We start from the raw sequence: 16,429 nt of genomic DNA, 5'->3' as shown, positions 1-16,429 counted from the left end.
TCGAGGGCGATGGCCTCGAGCAACTCCTCCTGGAGTACTAGCCCCGGCGCCCTCGCGCGAGCGGCGGAGCCCTCGGGTGGCGCCATGAGGCAGGGCCGACCGCCCCCGGGCCCGACGCGCGGGCCAACGAGAAGCGGGGAGCGTCAGGAGGCAGAAAGCGGCAAGAAGCGGGGAGTACGGGGACGGCCGTTCGCGTGGAGCCACGGCGGCCGGGACCCAGCGGCAGCAGGTCGGCACCCGAGGGCGTGGTGTCCGCGTTGCCGGGAGAGCGGCCGGGGCGGAGCGCGCATCGACGGTACGACCTGCGGGAACGCACCGAATCCAACATGATCGAACAACAAGTTCGGACAAAACTCTTGACCCTCGATCAGTGCGTTCCTACGATCAGTCACCGCGGAGGCAACACGGAGCCCAGACGCACCGACCGCCTCCGGGGCGCCTGCCGACGGGCGCGCCGAGGCGCGTACTTCCGACACCTCTCGGCGCACTTCCACAGCGGCCGGCGGCCAACGCACTGATGTGAGCGCTCACATGGGTGCGCGGCCGCCGGCCCGGCACGCCGACAGACACCGACTCACGGCAGGCGCCGGCACCTCTGACGGTGCCGGGCCACACCTCAGAAAAGGGACCGGTGACACATGAACAGACTTCGATGGCGACCGCGCCGAGTGACCTCCGGCAGGCGATGGCTGCGCCTGGGGTTGGCGCTGCTCCTCAGCGGTGCTGCCGGCACCGGCGCCCTGGTGGCCGCCGCCCCCGCGGCGCAGGCGGCCACGGCGATCACCATCAACGGCGGTTCCACCGGGCGGGCCTTCGACGGGGTGGGGGCGATCAGCGGCGGCGGCGGCAACTCCCGGCTGCTGATCGACTATCCGGCCACGCAGCGCTCGCAGATACTGGACTACCTGTTCAAGCCCGGTTACGGCGCCGCGGTGCAACTGCTGAAGCTGGAGATCGGCGGCGACGCCAACTCCACCGACGGCGCCGAGCCGAGCATCGAGCACGCGCGCGGCGACGTGAACTGCAACGCGGGCTACGAGTTCTGGCTCGGTGAGCAGGCGGTGGCACGCAACCCGAACATCAAGATCGTCGCCCTGCCCTGGGCCGCGCCCGGCTGGATAGGCGGCGGCAACTTCTGGTCGACGGACATGATCAACTACGACCTCCAGTGGCTGGACTGCGCCAAGCAGCACAACCTGCCGGTCAGCTACATCGGCGGCTGGAACGAGCGCGGGCACAACAAGACCTGGTACGAGAACCTGCGCACCGCCCTGGACTCCCACGGCTACAGCGGGGTGCAGATCGTCGCCGACGACAGCTTCGGCTGGGGTGCGGCGGACGACGCGCAGAGCGACCCGGCGTTCAAAGCGGCGGTCGGCGTGGTCGGCGCGCACTATCCGTGCGGCTACCTGGGTGCCGCGACTTCGTGCTCGTCGAGTTCCAACGCGGTGGCGTCCGGCAAGCCGCTGTGGGCCAGTGAGTTCGGGTCGCAGGACTACATGACCGGCTCCGCTCCGTACATCCGCAGCATCACCCGCGGATACCTCGACGGGCAGATGACCGGCTTCATCAACTGGCCGCTGATCGCCGCGCTGACTCCGAACCTGCCCTTCGCCACCGACGCGCTGGCGGTGGCCTCCTCGCCGTGGTCGGGCGCGTACACGCTCGGCAAGAGCCTGTGGGCCAACGCCCAGGTCGCCCAGTTCACCCAGCCCGGCTGGCGGTTCCTGACCGGCTCGGCCTCCGGGTACCTCGGCGGCAACCGTGGCAACGGCAGCTACATCTCGCTGAAGTCCACCAACGGCACCGACTACTCGACGATCTACGAGACGACCACCGCCTCCGCGGCGCAGACGGTGAACGTCAACGTGACGGGCGGGCTGAACACCGGCACCGTCCACGTCTGGTCCACCGACCTGGGCTCGTCCAGCTCGGCCAACTGGTTCGTCAAGCAGTCCGACATCACACCGACTGGCGGCAGCTACACGCTGACGCTCCAGCCCAACCGGATCTACTCGGTGACCACCACCACCGGCCAGGGCAAGGGAACAGCGGCCGGCCCGGCCGCCGCGCCGCTCGCGCTGCCCTACAGCGACACCTTCGAGTCCAACGCCTCCCGTACCGAGGCGAAGTACTTCTCCGACATGCAGGGCTCCTTCGAGGTACGCCCCTGCACCGGGGGCCGGACCGGGCAGTGCCTCCAGCAGGTCACACCCAGCAAGCCGATCGAGTGGGGGTCCGACAGCGACGCCTTCGGCCTGCTCGGCGATCTGTCCTGGAGCAACTACACGGTCAGTACCGACGTGAACTTCCAGCAGGCCGGCACCGTCACCCTGCTCGGCCGGGCCAACACCCAGCAGGGCGGGCAGGCGCATCAGGCGGCGTACCAGCTGCGGCTGAGCAACACCGGGTCCTGGTCGATCGCCAAGAACACCACCTCCGGCACGCTGACCACCCTCGCGTCGGGCAGCCGCGGCTCGCTGGGCCTCAACACCTGGCACACCGCCACGCTGAGCTTCACCGGCAGCCAGATCAGCGCCACCCTCGACGGCACCGCCCTCGGCTCCGTCTCGGACAGCTCCTACTCCGCCGGCCAGGTCGGACTGGGAGTCGTCGGCTACCAGACCGACATGTTCGACAACCTCTCGGTCACCCCGACCAGCGGCGGGAACGGCGGCAGCGTCGGCGAGATCCAGGGCGTGGCCTCCGGCCGCTGCCTCGACGTCCCCAACGCCACGCAGACCAACGGCACCGTCACCGAGCTGTGGGACTGCAACGGCGGCGCGAACCAGATCTGGACCGCCACCTCCAGCAAGCAGCTCACGGTCTACGGCACCAAGTGCCTTGACGCTTTCGGACAGGGCACCGCCGACGGCACCGCGGTCGACATCTACGACTGCAACGGCGGCACCAACCAGCAGTGGACGCTGAACTCCGACGGCACGATCGTCGGCACCGGCTCGGGCAAGTGCCTGGCCCCCACCGGCGGTTCCACCGCCAACGGCGCCCTGCTCCAACTCGCGACCTGCAACGGGAGCGCCGGCCAGAAGTGGACCAACGGCTGAGTCGCGCGTGACGCCGGCCGGAGCCACCGGATCGGCGACCCCTTAGCGGCGGGGGCGGGGACGGTTCCGGCCGTCCCCGCCCCTGCCGTCCCGGCCCGGCCCGGCGCCGGCCCCGCCGGGCGAGCACCCGCGGAACAGCCGGGAAGCAGACCGGAAGCGCCGGGCAAGGGATGCGCGCGCCGCCCGGCGGGCGGGCCACCGGACGGCGCGCGTACCCGTGCACCCGCGTATTTGCGGGCCGGCGGGTCAGCCGGCGGCGCAGGGGCGCCCGTTCAGGGTGAACGCGGTGTGAAGCGGGCGGTGGTCTCGTAGGTCGGCACGTCGGTCCTCCGGGAAGCACGAAGCCCCCCGGCGGGGCACCGGGGGGCGGTGGTGGTCGTTGCTGTGGAAGGGCGGGTGGGTGACGTGGTGCCTGGGCGGTGGTGGGTTGGCGGGGTATGGCTGGTTGGTACGCGCTGGTTGCCTGTAGGCGGGAGAGTGCGAATTCGGGGCTGGTGTGGCCTCTGGTGTTGCCCTGGTGGTTGCGGCGCAGCATTCGCACGCTGTCGTCGGCTGGTGGGCGGTCCCGCCTGGCGGGCGCCCGCGGTGGAAATCCGGTGAGGGTTTCCCGCCGGGCGGGAAGAGCCCCGACTCACGCGTTCGTGCAGGTCATGGGCGCTGTTTCATGGCCCGATGCTGAGTGCGAAGAAGATCGGACAGCGTAGGTGGCCGTACTACTTCCGCGGCGTGATGGTCGGCGACGGCCGCCGCCGGGCGGGTAAGCCGCTGCCGCCGCCAGGACGAAGCCGGGGTTCCGCCCGGCATCTGGATAGGACGGGGGCTTGCCGCGGTCGGCCTGGCGGCCGGGGACGTGGTGACCGAGCGGCAGGCTGAGCTGCTGCTGGGGGAGGGCCGGCACCCGGACTCCGACCGGATCGAGGCGGAGCTCCTGGCGCAGGGCGTGAGTCCGGCGGAGGCACGGCGGGCGACCGTGCTGGGCAGGCCCATCGAGCACAACCAGTCGCCGGAGACCGAGGACGCCAAGGAGCGCTCGCCATGGCTGGCGATGGACCTGGTGTTCCGGGCGCTGTCGACCGCGCAGGTCTTGTGGGCGCTCATGGATGACGAGCACCGCGGGGTGCTGGAGTGGTGCCAGGACATCGCCCGGGACAGGGCGCTGGGCTGGCTGGAGGGGTCGGTCGCGGAGATCCGGTGGGGGAGCGGCGGCAAGCACCGTGCCCCCGTTCGGGACGGGTTGATCTTTGCGGTGTTCCGGCACTACGAGTCCAGGGCCGGCAAGCCCCTGCTGCATGACCACGCCCTGGTGTCGATCCACGCCCGGCGGCCGGACGGGGCGTGGGGAACCTGTCGGCGGACTCGATGCTGGACAACATCGTCGCCGCCGGCACCCTCTACACCCTCACCTTCATGGAGGAGGTGTCCGCGCGGCTGGGGTGGGCGTGGGAGCCGCGCGAGGTGACGCCCGGCCGGCGACCGGTCATGGAGATCGCGGGCATCGACCAGGCTCTGATCGGCTGGCAGTCCACCCGGCGCCAGCAGATCGCGGACGCGATGCCTCTCCTGGTGGCCGACTACGAAGCCCGGCACGGGCACGCGCCGGGGGAGCGGGCTACGTACGCGCTGGACCGGCAGGCCGCCGACCGGACGCGCCCGATCAAGCCCAAGGCGGCCAGGTCGCTGTCGCAGCTGCGCGTGGCCTGGCGGGAGTCGGCGGTCGCCGCGTTCGGTGCCGACGTCGTCTCCCGGCTCGCGGAGCGGGCGCGGGCTGCGGCCGCGGCGGTGTGGGCGCGGGTGCGCCCCGTCGTCGACGTCGCCCTGGCCGCCGTCGACGTCGTCGCCGTGGTGTACGTGATGCACGGCGCGTTCGCCTACCGGCACCTGCTCGCCGAAGCCCGCCGGCACCTCACCCACACCCTGCGCGGCCAACCCCACCAGCCCGGCCTGGACGAAGCGATCGTGCAGACCGCGATCGGCGGCTACACCCGGCCCGTCGGCCGCGGCCGGATGATGACCGCGGACCTACGGGCGCTGTACCCCCGCGAGAGCGGGGACCAGGCCGTGCTGCGCCCGCTGACCCGCGCCCGCTCCAGGCCCCGCTACGACCGCGCCCGCCTCGCCTCCGCAGCCCTGACCGCCCGCCTCCAGGCCGAGCGCCGCTCGCGCCGCCTGAACTCCCGCTCCCTGCCGCCCACCGTCACTCCGGCCGGGCCGCCGCCGCGCCCGGGACTCGATCGCAGCCCGGCACCCAGACGCCGGGACCGAACACACCCACCGGAGGAATCACATGACCACACTGCCCGCGGACCCCAGGATCGAGGCCGCCGGCGCCCGCACCCGGCAGGCCGCCCAGGAGCGCGCCGCCGCATACGGGCCGCCGAAGGCGCAGCCGACGCCGAAGACCGACAAGGAGAAGAAGGAGGAACTGCGCAAGCAGCGGGAGCGCTTCCAGGCGGCGGGACAGCGGCGCTTCGCCGCCGGTCCCGACCTCGCCGGTCCCGACCTCGCCGGGGCCGCATCGGCAGCGCCGCCTCACGGCGCAACGCCCGCGCCCTGTCCCGGATGCGGCACAGCACCGCCTGGACGCGATGACGGCCCACCGCACCCGAGCGAACCGCACCCGATGAACTTCACTCGGTGCGGTGAACCGGGCGCACCGCATCCGGTGAACGTCATCGTGGTGCGCCGGCCGACGACGCGTGGCACGGCCGTGCCCACCCCGATGAACCTCACTCGATTCACCGCACCGCACCGGATGCGCACCCGGCCGGCCCCTTGACCAGGTCCGGCCGGGCGACCGCCTACCCCTTGTCCATGTTGCCGTCGGGCATGAGGGCCTTGTGACGTTCGGTGGAGATGTCGCAATCCACACCGAACCCGGAAGGCCATCACCCGTTCAAGATCCCCCGACCGTGATCATCACCAGTGTCCACAACCTCCCAGGACAGAACAACTAGTTCATCGTGGACCCGATGGTGTCGCTGCCCGTGGTGAGGAAGGTGGTCGCGGGCAGCGAGCCGTCGGACCTGCGGGCGTCGTAGGTGGTGGTCGCGTCGGTGGAGACGAAGGGCGGGGTGGCGGTGCCGGGGTCCCAGTTGTTGCCCTGTGAGACGACCGACGAGCTCTTCGTCGCCTTGCCGCTGGAGTTGTTGACGGCCAGGTTCTTGCCGAGGCGGGCGGTGCCGGTCGCGAAGTAGTAGCCCCACTCGCCGTTCGCGTACGCCGTGGTGCGGTTGACGGCGATGGCGCCCTTGTTGCCGTTCTCGGTGAAGCCGTTGCCCTTGTCGTTCCACGCGGCCGAGTTGTTGACCACATGCGCGACCGCCGGAATGGCGCCGGAGCTGCCGCCGCCGAGCTTGAAGCCGTTGCCGTTGCCCTGGAACGCGGTGTCCCCCCAGCGGTTATAGCCGTTGCCGAAGGCCCAGGTGTGTTCGATGGTGACCGGACTGGCGAACGACCACAGGTCGATGCCGTCGTCGGAGTTGTTGTACAGCCGGGCGCCGGTGATCAGGTTGCCGGAGCCCGAGCCGAACTTGACGGCGACGCCGTCCGCGTTCTGGCCGTGGCCGGCCGGGTCGTAGTTGTTGTACGAGTCGAGGTTCTTGACCAGGTTGTTGACGGTGTTGTCGCCGCGCAGCGTGAACCCGGAGTCGCCGTTGTCGTTGATCGTCAGGTTCTGGAAGACGCCCCCGGTGCACGACGTGCACACGACCCCCTGCGCGGGGCTCTTCTGGAACTGCATGTTCGACACGGTCCAGTAGTTGGCGTAGATCGCCAGCAGCCACGACCCCGGCGCCAGGTGGGAGCCGTCGACCTTGACCTTCTCCGAACCATAGGTGGTGAGCGTGATACGGCTGCTCGACGTGCCACTGACCTGGCTCTTGAGGGTGGTCGCCGGGTAGTACGTGCCTCCGCGTACATAGATCGTGGTGCCCGGGGCGGCGACCGAGAACGCCTTTTCCAGGCTGTGGTACGGCGCCGCGGACGTGCCGGCGTTGCTGTCGCTGCCGCTGGTGGAGACGTAGACGGCGGTGGCGGCCTGCGCCTGCGGGACGGCCAGTGCCGCGGCCGTCGCGGACGTGGCCGTGAGAGTGAGCGCGGTCAGGGCGGTGCGTAAACGGCTCATGTGGGGATGTCCCGTCTTCTGTGGGGGAGTTGCCGCTGCGGACGAGGGTAGTGGGACGCCGGGGCCGGGAGGAGGGACCGGACACGGCGAGCCCCGGGATGCGGGCCTTCCCGGGGCTCGGTTCCATATCCGGGCTCCTACGCCGCGGGGGCGTGGCCTGGGCTTGTGTTCCCGGCCGTTATCGGCCGGCACCGGGCAGGGGGCGGGGTTTCACAGGCCGCGAACCCAGGACGCGCCCCCTGCTCAGAAGCCGGCACGGAGAGCGGCCCTGGCGGAAGAAGCCGGCCTGCTCCAGCTCGAAGCGCCGGCCTAAGCTTGACTCTGTCGGTGATCTTGCTGTTTCCCGGTGCGCCAGCGTGACCATGGGGCATGGTCGGGTTGTTTCGTGGACACGGCGGTTGTTGGGGTCGATGTCGTTGGCGAACTGCCGGAGGACCTGGCGGCGTTCGGCGACGGTGTGGTCGCCGCACAGCCAGGCGGACCACACCCGGTCCGGGGGTACGTGGCGGCCGGCTTCCAGGTCGTAGGGCTCCGCGCCGATCGACGACGCGGGCAGTTCCTTCACCTTCTTGTCGGCCTCCGTCAGTTCTTCGTCCGTCATCTCGGTGGCGTAGAGCTCCGCGGCCGTCTCCGGCAGTTTCTCCGCGAACGCCTCGGCTTCCTCCACCCGCTGGTGGAACGTCATGACGGTGCGCAGGTTGTGCGCGGCCGCGTGCTCCAGCAGCGCGGTCTGCAGCAGCGCCAGGCGCCGGCCGCGCAGCGACTCCTCCGACAGCCCGAGGATCGGCGAGGGATCGCGGATCTCCAGCACGTCGATCTGGAAGCCTCGATGGTGTCGAGGTCGATGTCGACGGCCAGGGTGTCGAGGTAGTGGCGCTGGTCCAGGGTCAGGTCCAGGGCGGGGTCGTCGGCGACGCGGGCGAGGGTGGCGGCGGCGAAGCCGGGTGCGACGGCCTGGACGGCGTGCCGCATCGCCTTCAGCGTGGCCTCGGGCCCGCTCTCGTCGGCCTCACCGGCGTCGTGCAGCGCGATCCCGTACGCCTCCCAGGCCCGGCCGGCCAGCGCCTCCAGCGCGCTGGCCACGCCCGGGTCCTGATCGCCTGCAAGGAGAACCGGAGCGGAACTCGCGGCCGGGGCGGCCTCGGTGCCGGCCGACTGCTGGGCGTCAGCGGCTTACGTCAGGACCAGACCGTGGTGGTCCGGATAAGCCAGCGGGAACAGGGCCAGGGGCCGGCCGGGGTCGCTGGCGTGCTCGGTCCCGGGCGGCTGGCTGGTCCAGCCGAAGAGAGCCTGGTGGTGCCGGGGGTGCACGCCGCCGCCGTGCGGGCTGGGGAAGACGACGGCGCGGGTGAAGAAGTCGTCCAGCAGGCTGACCAGGTCCGCATCCGGGTTCGCCGGCTCACGGCCGCCGTGCGGGGTTGTCAGGCGAAGGCCCTGCGCAGCAGCTCGCCGGTCCGGATGGCGATCTCGTCGGCTTCCTCCTCCAACGCGAAATGACCGGTGTCCAGCAGGACCACCTCGGCGTCGGCCACGTCCCGCGCGTACGCCTCGGCGCCGGCAGGGATGAAGAACAGGTCGTTCCTGCCCCAGATGGCGAGCAGCGCGGGCTGGCGGTCGCGCAGCCACGCCTGCCACGAGGGGTACAGCGGGGGGTTGTTCTGGTAGTCCCAGAGCAGGTCCTTCATGTAGTCCGTGCGGCCTGGCAGGTCGATGACCGCCTGATCGGCGAGGGCCTGCTCGGGGTCGATGTGCTCCACGTCTCGGGCGCCGGCCTGCCACTGCATGCGGGTGCCGTCCAGGCTGAGAAGCCGTCGACCGTAGGCTGTCCGGCCTGCTTGTCCTGCCACCAGTCGGCCAGGGCGGCGATGCCGGGGCCGAACCCGTCGGTGTAGGCGTTGCCGTTCTGCGTGATGATCGCCTTGACCCGCTCGTCGTGTTCGAGGGCGATGCGGAAGCCGACCGGGGCGCCGGAGTCGAGGAGGGCGTGGACGTTGTGCCAGCGCTCGCGGGTGGTCTGCTCACGAACGCCCCCGGGCCGCGGCGGGTTGATGGTGGCCCAGCAGGGGGCGTGGGCGCGGACCTCGGCCAGGACCTTGTCGCACAGGTTTTTCCACAGGTGCCAGCGGTCGCTGACCTGCACCGCGTCGGGCAGGGCCCGTCGGATGGCCTCGGCGTAGGTGGCCGAGCCGTCCCGGCACACGACCTCGACCTCGTTAGCCGGGTCATCCTGCGCATCAGCGAAACGGCGCCTCCCTAGCCTGTCCCTCTGTCGCCACCTGTAGCGATGATTTTCCGAGCCCCATGGGTGTAGACAAGCATGCGAAGCTGCGAGTGACCGGGGACCTGGGTTCTGGCCGTGACCTCCGTGTCCCGACAGCGAAGACTCCGCCGCCGGCTCCTTCGTCCTGAAGCACGTTGGGGACGTCCTGCTGTCCGCACTGCGGGACTGGCAGCGCGGCTCCCCCACCACCGTGTGCACGGCCTGGCCCGCAGCCTCCCGCGCTTCATCACGCGTCTCCTGGCCGACCAGGACGACCGCGGCGACGTCACCGCCACCCTGGAACGGCTGCGAGACGAGCACTCCGCGCCGGCCGGCGCCGCGGGCTGAGGCCCGGCCGCCGCGGGCGGCTTCCCGAGTGGCCCGCAAGCCCGGACCGGTCGGTCGGGGCTCGCAGACGCATGTGCAGTGGCGGGCGGGGAGGTTCACGGTCGCAGAGGGCGCAGTCTCAATTCTTGCTGGACCACCTGACTTTGCCGGTGCAGGTCGTCCGGCCGGTGTTGGCGGTGTAGATGGCCATTTTTCCGTCGGGCTGGAAGCAGATGTAGGCGCTGCTGAGGCCGTCGGTGCCGGTGGCGAACAGGACTGTGGTGCCGTCGTAGACGACGAAGTTGCCGTCGTTCTGCATAATGACCCTGGTCGGCCTGCCGATGGCGGTCCGGGTGGACCACAGTGCCTTGTCCGTGGCGTCGTAGACCACGACGTTGCCGTCGGCCTGGATGACGTAGTCGTAGCCGTTCACGCACACCGACTGGCCTGTGTAGAAAGTCCAGTTGATGAACGATGCGGCGGTCGTCGACTGCTGGGTGCAGGGGTAGCCGGGGTGCACCATTGGGCGTGCGCTGGCGGCGGGCGCGACAGGTGGTGCGGCGTCGGCCGAGGCGGGCACCGCCAGGCCGACGGCGCAGACCAGGGCACCGGCGATCAGCGCCAGGCGTCGTACGGGCTTGCGTAAGCCGGATCGCTTCACCGCTCACTCCTCCACTCGGATCCGGAGATACCGGGTGATCTCCGAACACAGGTCCGCAACCGTAGCCTGTGAGGCATCGGCCGAACAGGGCGCTATCGCGCCACCACCCTCTCTCATCGCAGCGTTGGGCACGCCCGCGGCTGTGGTGAGCGCGGATTCACCCGTATCCCGGCCGGCTGTCGCGGCCCGTACCCTCCGCGAAGCCGTCGGCCCCGCTGCACCGGCGTGGACTTCGGAGTCTGTCCACAGGCAGATCGTGGGGTCATGGTCGGCATGAGCGATCACAAGCAGCAGCCGGCCCCAGGCCGCGGCAGGATCCTGGCGGCCCTTACGGCCGCGGAACGGAAGGTCTTCACCGGCGCGCGCCGAAATCCGCAACGACTCAGGTGTCATTCCTCCTCACGCGCACGAAGGAAGAGCCGGGTCGGTGGCTGCTCGGGGTGGCGTTGCCGCGGCGGGCTGCCGCCTGCAGGACTGCGAGGCCGGTGTGCTGTCGGCCGGGTTGTGGGACCTGAATTCCAGCGGTGCTTCATGGCGGTCCACGGTGTTCCTGCTGTGCGCGCGGAGGCGGGTTCCGTTCCGGCCGGCGCGGTTCTTGGACTGGGGCTGTGACGCCGGGCTGATGAGATGTTCCGGTCCGGCCCACCGGTTCCGGCGCCGCGAGCTGCAACTCCGGCCGGCCGCCCACCCCCACCCGGTCAACTGACCCCGCCGATCGCCGGCCGATCCCTCCGCGGTCCTTGGAGTAGACCTCCCGCGGGATCGCGCCGCGCCGGATGCATCTGCGCGCGGCCGGCCGGGGTCTGCGCGGGCGGCCGCGGGACGGGTGTCGGGGGAGGGTGGTGTGGCGGCGGGGGTGGTGCTGCCGGCGGGGGCGCGGCTGGTGCGGACGTCGCCGGTGCGGGCGGTGGCCGAGGCGGTCGGGCAGGCGATGGCGGCCGAGGGCGCGGTGTGCGTGTTCGGCGACCCGGGCCGGGGCAAGACCGCGGCGGTGCGGATGGCGCTCGCGCAGCCGCCTGCGGGCTGGAAGGTGACGTGGGTGCCGGTGCCGGTGCGCCCGTCGGTGGCGGGCATGAGAAGTTCGGTGTCCTCGCCGATGCGCTGAAGGGCTTCAAGCAGGCGTCGGAGGCCGGCTTCGACGGGCGCGGCTTCGACCTCAACGAAGAGCTGTTCACCGACGACGTGCGCCGTGAGCTCGCGACGGTCCTGACGATGGCGGCCACCGGCCGCACGGACCACCAGGTCGTGGAGGTCGTGGAGGGGGACCCCAGCATGGGCTGCATGGTGGTGACGGCGGAGGTCGCTGGCGACCCGGTGAAGCTGGCGGAACTCCGCGCACAGATGCTCCGCATGGTCGAAGAGGGCGACTTCCCGGAGTGACGGCGTCGGGCGGGCCTACGCCGCACTCCGCAGCGGCCGGTCGGGCCGGCACAGCGGGCATGGTGCGGCGTCGTCCCGCTCGAGGACGTCTCGGGCCTGCTCGGTGCTCGCCGGGCGGGCGAGGTCGCGGGCGGCGCGGCAGTCGCCGCGGTGCACGATGCGGGCCGGACCGCGCTCGGGGCCGAAGTACACCTTCTCTTCGACCTTCCAGGCCGGGGTGACCCCGGGCCGTTCGGTGGGGACCTGGTCGTAGGGCTGACCGTCGATCGGCTCGCACAGGGCGGCCGGGGCGCGGAAGTCGATGGCGGCGGGCAGGGCCAGGAGCCGGCCGCGGTCGCTGCTCTGGCTGGGCAGGTGGATCTGCAGGTCGTACCACCAGCCGTCCGGCTCCCTGACCCGGGCTTTCACGACGGCGTACAGGTGCTGCCCGTCCGGCAGGGTCACGTCGACCAGCGGCCCGTCGGCCTTCGGCAGCGCAGCCGGCTGCCTCGCACCGTGCTCCTGGTCGTCGCTCACCCCTCCAACCTAATTCGATTCCCCGTTCGATTCCATGGTGGAACAACCCGCGCCTCTGCATCCGGGTCGCGTTCCACGGACATCACTACCGCAGGTCACAGCCGTGGAACGGTGGAAAGCGGTGACCCGGGCACGCAGGTGGGCAACCGCCCCAGGTGCTCACCTGCGTGCACTCGAACCGCCCGAATCGGTGGGGAACGGTGGGGAACGGTGGGTATGGGCGGGGAATTGTGTAATCGCGGCGCGAAGGAACAGCGCGGCGTATCGGTTACCGGCGGGCACCCGGCCGTCGGCGGGCGCGGCGGCCGCCGTGCTGGATCTCCCGCAGTGCCGCGCGGATCTGGGGTGCGGTCGGCGCGGGGCGGCCGTGCGCGGCCAGGCCGTCGAGCAGGTTGTCCACCAGGCGGGCCAGGTGGTCGATGCGGTGGCTGGTCCGGGGGCTGCGCCCCATGGCTGTCTCCTTCGGTCGGGTAGCGGGGGCCGGTTGCGTCCCCGCCCATAGGCCGCCCGTGAGAATTGCTGGCGCTTCCCGGCGTGGATGAACAAAAGTGGGGCCAGTGTGACTGGTGTGACTTCCGGGCGGGGTCGCGCTGCGGGGCCTTCACGGCAGGCTTTCGCCGCCCAGTGATCATGTGTGTTTGATGGGCTTCTGAGCTGGGTTGATCAGGTTCCTGGTTGGTGCTGGTGGGTCCGTCATCGGTGGCCGGTTGTGGTTGTGGGTGGGGGGCTGAGGCTCTGACGTGGTGGTTTTGTCGCGCGTGCTGGCCGATCAGGTTCGTTGGTTGCTGGTCACTTTGATTGGGTCGCTGGTAGGTGCTTTCGTGGGGTTGAGGCTGATGGTGGTCAGGAGTGTGCGTTGGTCGGGGTGGAGCGTGGGCCAGTTCGTGTGCTGGGTGGTGAGCCAGCGGCGTTGGCTTTCTGACGGGCGCTGGTGTTCGGCGAGGGTGGAGCGGAGCTTGGTGTAGGTGTGCTGCCAGCTGATTCTCCAGGGTGGGTTCCACCAGGGGTCGAGGGCTGCGAGTGCGTGTTCGTGGGGCCAGGGCTGGCCGGTGCGGTGGGTGTGGGCGTTGGCGCGTTTGCGTTGCTCGTACAGCCACCAGCCCAGGGGGAATCCGTCGTGTTCGGTGTCGTAGTGGGCGCTGCCGAGACCGTCACGGGCGTGTGCGTAGGCGCGGGCGTAGGACAGGCCGCCGTCGATGGATGACGAGACGGTGGTGGGGCGTGGGCGGCTGGCGCCGGTACGGGGGCGGGCGCGCGTTTCTCTTTGTGGTCGTGCGGCGCGGGCGTCCTGGGGGGTGATGCCGAGGTCGGTGAGGAGTTGTTGTTGGCCTTGGTGGAGGTCGTCGTAGTTGATGCACTGGGTGAGCAGCCATCGGATGGTGTCTGGGGGGAGTCCGGGGAAGCCTGCTTCCGCGTTCAGAGCGTGCCCGCGGGTCTTGGCTCTGACGGCGTGGTAGGTGGTCTGCCATGGCAGACCCCAGGGAGGGTTCCAGCAGGGGTCAACGGCGTTGAGCGCTTCGGCGCGGCTGCGGGGGAGTGTGCCGCCGGCGGCTCGTTGGCGTTTGTCGGCGAGCCATGTCCCCAGCCGGTAGCCGTGGTGGCTCTCGGTCTTGGGTACGGCGAGGTGTCCGTGCTGGGCGGCGTAGGAGCGGGCATGCGCAAGGCCGGCATCGAATGAGGCTTGCTGAGTGACGCGACGGGGCCGTGCGGTGCTGGAGTTCGCGGCTGTGATGCCGAGTTGCGTGAGTCTGTGCTGCTGTCCCAGGTGGAGGTTCTGGTAGGCGACGCACTGGGTGTAGAGCCATTGCCCAGTCGAGTCGGGGGTGCCGGGGAAGCCTTGTGCAGGGAGGATTTTGATCCCGTTCTCGACGAGTTTGCGGGCGGCGCGGTGGTTGATCTGCCAGTCGCCGTTCCACGGCGGATTCCACCACGGGTCGACGGCGGCCAGGAGCGGGTCGGCCGGGTAGGGCGCGGCGAACTTGGCGGTGTAGAGGTCGGCCTGGTGCCGCTGGCGGGCCAGCCAGCCTCCGATGGGGAAGCCTTCGTGCCGGTCGGAGGGAGATGCGTTCAGGTCGCCGTGCAGAGCCGCGTAGGAGCGGGCGTAGTGGAGCCCGGTCTCCGGGGACGGTCTGGGAGCGGCGGGGTGGGGGCGGGCGGTTGCGGCGGTCTGCTCGGTCAGTCCGACGGCCGCGAGTTGTCGGCGCTGTTCCAGTGCCAGTCGGGAGTGGGACACACATTGGGTGTACAGCCATTGGCCGAGCTCGTCGTCGAAGGAAGTGAAGGCGTTTTCGGGATCGAGGGGGTGGCCGGAGCGGACAAGATCGCGCACCGTGTAGCAGGCTCGCTGCCAGTCGGAGGGCCAGGGTGGTGCCCACCATGGATCCATCGCGTCCAGCTGTTGTGCGATAGCGGGATCGAGAGTGCCGCGTCGGGCGCGTACGCGGAGGTTGGTCAGCCGTTTGCCGATCGGGAAGCCGGCGTGCTTATCGGCAGCGCTGGCGCACAGGTGCCCGTGCTGCTTCCAGTAGGCGCGTGCGCTGCTCAGGCCCTTGTCACGGGCCTCGGCGAGGTTGCGGCGCCGCGGCAGTGCGTGGCGGGCGGTTTCGGTGCTGATGCCGATCTGAGCCAGCAGTCTGCGCTGCTGGGGGTGGAGGCTGTCGTAGATCTGGCACTGCTGGTACAGCCAGGTGCCGAGATTCTCGCTGGTGCCGGGGAAGCCCTGCTCGGGGCTGATGTCGGTTCCCGAGTCCAGCAGCCGTTGTGCGCGCAGGTAGATGCGCTGCCACAGCGTGCTCCACGGAGGATTCCACCACGGGTCGAGATCGGACAGGGCCTGGCTACGCTCGGGGGAGAGCTGGGGGCCTGCGGCGCGCTGATTGGACAACCACAGGCCAAGGAGGAACCCGTCCTTTTCGTGCCGGTAGGGAATGCACAGGTGGCCGTGCTCGGCAGCGTAGGTACGGGCGTGGCGCAGGCCGCGTGCGAAGCCCTCGGCGGCGGCCTGGGTATCCGGCGCCGATAGCGACAGCGGCTGTGGGTTCAGGGGCGGCTCGTTCCCGTGCCGGCTGTCGGCCAGGAGCCGGGAGATCGGTGTGGGTCGGTGGGGCGGGGCGATGTGCCACATGCTGCGTGTTTTCGGCTTGTGCCCGGCCTTGGTGCGTACGCAGGCGCGCACCCAGGCGTTCAGCGGTCCTGTCGTGAGGGCACTGAGGCGATTGGCGATCCACGGCCGCTCAAGGCGCCGGGCCAGCTCGTCGAGGAAGCCGGGGACATCGGCCAGGGTGTGCGGCTGGTGCCGTCCGGCGTCGGCGAGCAGCTGCTCCTGCATGCCAGGGTCGGCCAGGAACGCGGTCAGGGTGACGGCTTCGGGATAGGTCACCGCGTCCCGCGCCGCATCACGCCACGCGGCAGCGTTGCCGCGGGCCATCTGCCGCAGCCGCCCGGACCAGGTGGTCTCGTCCGGCCACGGCTGGTTCCACCATGAGGCCAGGACCGCTTGCGCCGTGGCGAACGCGTCGGCAGCGTGCGGGTAGCGCCTAACCAGCCGTCGATGACGGCGCTGGGACGACACGACCTGCGGCACATTCCGCAGGTCCAGCTGTCCGGGCACCGCTGTCGCCCCGTCAACGACGGGAGTCTCCAGCATCCAGCACTGGTGTGTGGTGCAGACCCGCCTGTGCGCCAGGAGGTAGCGGCGTGCTTTTTCCCAGCCTTGCGTGGCGGTCGCGGTGCAGGCCCGGCATCCGGGGCCGGTCGGCGCGATCGTGCCAGCGGTGCGGACCCAGGCCGCCGGCCCGCTCCCGAGCCTGCCGGAAGAGACGTCTCCGTCCCAGGCGGGCAGGGCGCGGCGCAGGTGGTCTTCGGGCATGCGGCAGAACGCGGCGACCACCGCCCGGGCCTCGGCGTTGAAGACCACTTCGCCGTCCGGCCGCACCGTAAACAGATTCGGGCGGCGCCCCACGTCCACCAGCGCGCCGATGAGCTCTTTGGCCGTGAGCCGGTAGCGGGACGCGACCCGGGTCATGAACGACAGCGTCGTCTCGCCGTTCAACGGCGCTACCCGCACCGCACCCAACGGCAGGCCGCGAGGCGAGGAG

10 protein-coding genes and 3 pseudogenes are annotated in these 16,429 nt (G+C 70.8%); 5 read left to right on the top strand and 8 right to left on the bottom strand.

Annotated elements, in window-relative coordinates; all coding sequences use genetic code 11:
* Positions 1 to 638 precede the first annotated feature (638 nt).
* Positions 639 to 3,065 carry a ricin-type beta-trefoil lectin domain protein gene (locus OG519_RS00155; protein WP_405577147.1) on the top strand — a complete coding sequence of 809 codons (2,427 nt, stop codon included), beginning with the start codon at positions 639 to 641 and terminating at the stop codon, positions 3,063 to 3,065.
* An 802-nt stretch (positions 3,066 to 3,867) separates the two neighbouring features.
* Positions 3,868 to 5,654, top strand: a pseudogene (gene mobF, locus OG519_RS00150) (MobF family relaxase).
* A 361-nt stretch (positions 5,655 to 6,015) separates the two neighbouring features.
* Here the strand turns inward: mobF and OG519_RS00145 are convergent.
* The 4 genes and pseudogenes from OG519_RS00145 to OG519_RS00130 form a co-directional block, all read right to left on the bottom strand.
* Entirely contained in the window at positions 6,016 to 7,188 is a 1,173-nt protein-coding gene (locus OG519_RS00145) for a right-handed parallel beta-helix repeat-containing protein (protein ID WP_405577145.1), read from the bottom strand.
* A 385-nt stretch (positions 7,189 to 7,573) separates the two neighbouring features.
* Positions 7,574 to 8,014 (bottom strand): annotated as a pseudogene (locus tag OG519_RS00140) (helicase); the annotation flags it as partial.
* Between the two features lie 595 nt (positions 8,015 to 8,609).
* Positions 8,610 to 8,873 (bottom strand): alpha/beta fold hydrolase, encoded by a 264-nt coding sequence (locus tag OG519_RS00135; RefSeq protein WP_405577143.1) that lies wholly within the window; start codon positions 8,871 to 8,873, stop codon positions 8,610 to 8,612.
* 281 nt (positions 8,874 to 9,154) lie between these two features.
* Positions 9,155 to 9,655: pseudogene (locus tag OG519_RS00130) on the bottom strand (transposase); the annotation flags it as partial.
* A 6-nt stretch (positions 9,656 to 9,661) separates the two neighbouring features.
* Here OG519_RS00130 and OG519_RS00125 point away from each other — a divergent pair.
* Entirely contained in the window at positions 9,662 to 9,796 is a 135-nt protein-coding gene (locus OG519_RS00125) for a hypothetical protein (RefSeq protein ID WP_405593191.1), read from the top strand.
* Between the two features lie 118 nt (positions 9,797 to 9,914).
* Here the strand turns inward: OG519_RS00125 and OG519_RS00120 are convergent, their stop codons facing one another.
* A complete protein-coding gene (locus tag OG519_RS00120) occupies positions 9,915 to 10,436 on the bottom strand; it encodes a hypothetical protein (RefSeq protein ID WP_405577141.1) in 522 nt (173 codons plus the stop codon).
* A gap of 844 nt (positions 10,437 to 11,280) precedes the next feature.
* On the opposite strand from OG519_RS00120, the gene OG519_RS00115 reads away from it, so the two are divergent.
* Both OG519_RS00115 and OG519_RS00110 read left to right on the top strand, forming a co-directional pair.
* A complete protein-coding gene (locus OG519_RS00115; RefSeq protein WP_405577139.1) occupies positions 11,281 to 11,541 on the top strand; it encodes a hypothetical protein in 261 nt (86 codons plus the stop codon).
* On the top strand, positions 11,472 to 11,816 hold the full coding sequence (locus OG519_RS00110; protein WP_405577137.1) for a hypothetical protein: 345 nt from the start codon (positions 11,472 to 11,474) through the stop codon (positions 11,814 to 11,816). Before OG519_RS00115 ends, OG519_RS00110 begins: the two co-directional genes overlap by 70 nt.
* A gap of 15 nt (positions 11,817 to 11,831) precedes the next feature.
* Here the strand turns inward: OG519_RS00110 and OG519_RS00105 are convergent, their stop codons facing one another.
* The 3 genes from OG519_RS00105 to OG519_RS00095 form a co-directional block, all read right to left on the bottom strand.
* Complete coding sequence (locus OG519_RS00105; RefSeq protein WP_405577135.1) at positions 11,832 to 12,332, bottom strand: DUF6233 domain-containing protein; 501 nt, start codon at positions 12,330 to 12,332, stop codon at positions 11,832 to 11,834.
* Between the two features lie 268 nt (positions 12,333 to 12,600).
* Positions 12,601 to 12,783: a hypothetical protein gene (locus OG519_RS00100; RefSeq protein WP_405577133.1), complete on the bottom strand. Its 183-nt coding sequence runs from the start codon at positions 12,781 to 12,783 to the stop codon at positions 12,601 to 12,603.
* Between the two features lie 318 nt (positions 12,784 to 13,101).
* Positions 13,102 to 16,356: a helicase associated domain-containing protein gene (locus OG519_RS00095; RefSeq protein ID WP_405577131.1), complete on the bottom strand. Its 3,255-nt coding sequence runs from the start codon at positions 16,354 to 16,356 to the stop codon at positions 13,102 to 13,104.
* Between the last annotated feature and the right edge of the window lie 73 nt (positions 16,357 to 16,429).

It is taken from the genome of Streptomyces sp. NBC_01190 (assembly GCF_045039895.1).
GTDB lineage: Bacteria > Actinomycetota > Actinomycetes > Streptomycetales > Streptomycetaceae > Actinacidiphila.
Note: the sequence above shows the minus strand (reverse complement) of the source record. Positions and strands in the feature narration are given on the sequence as shown.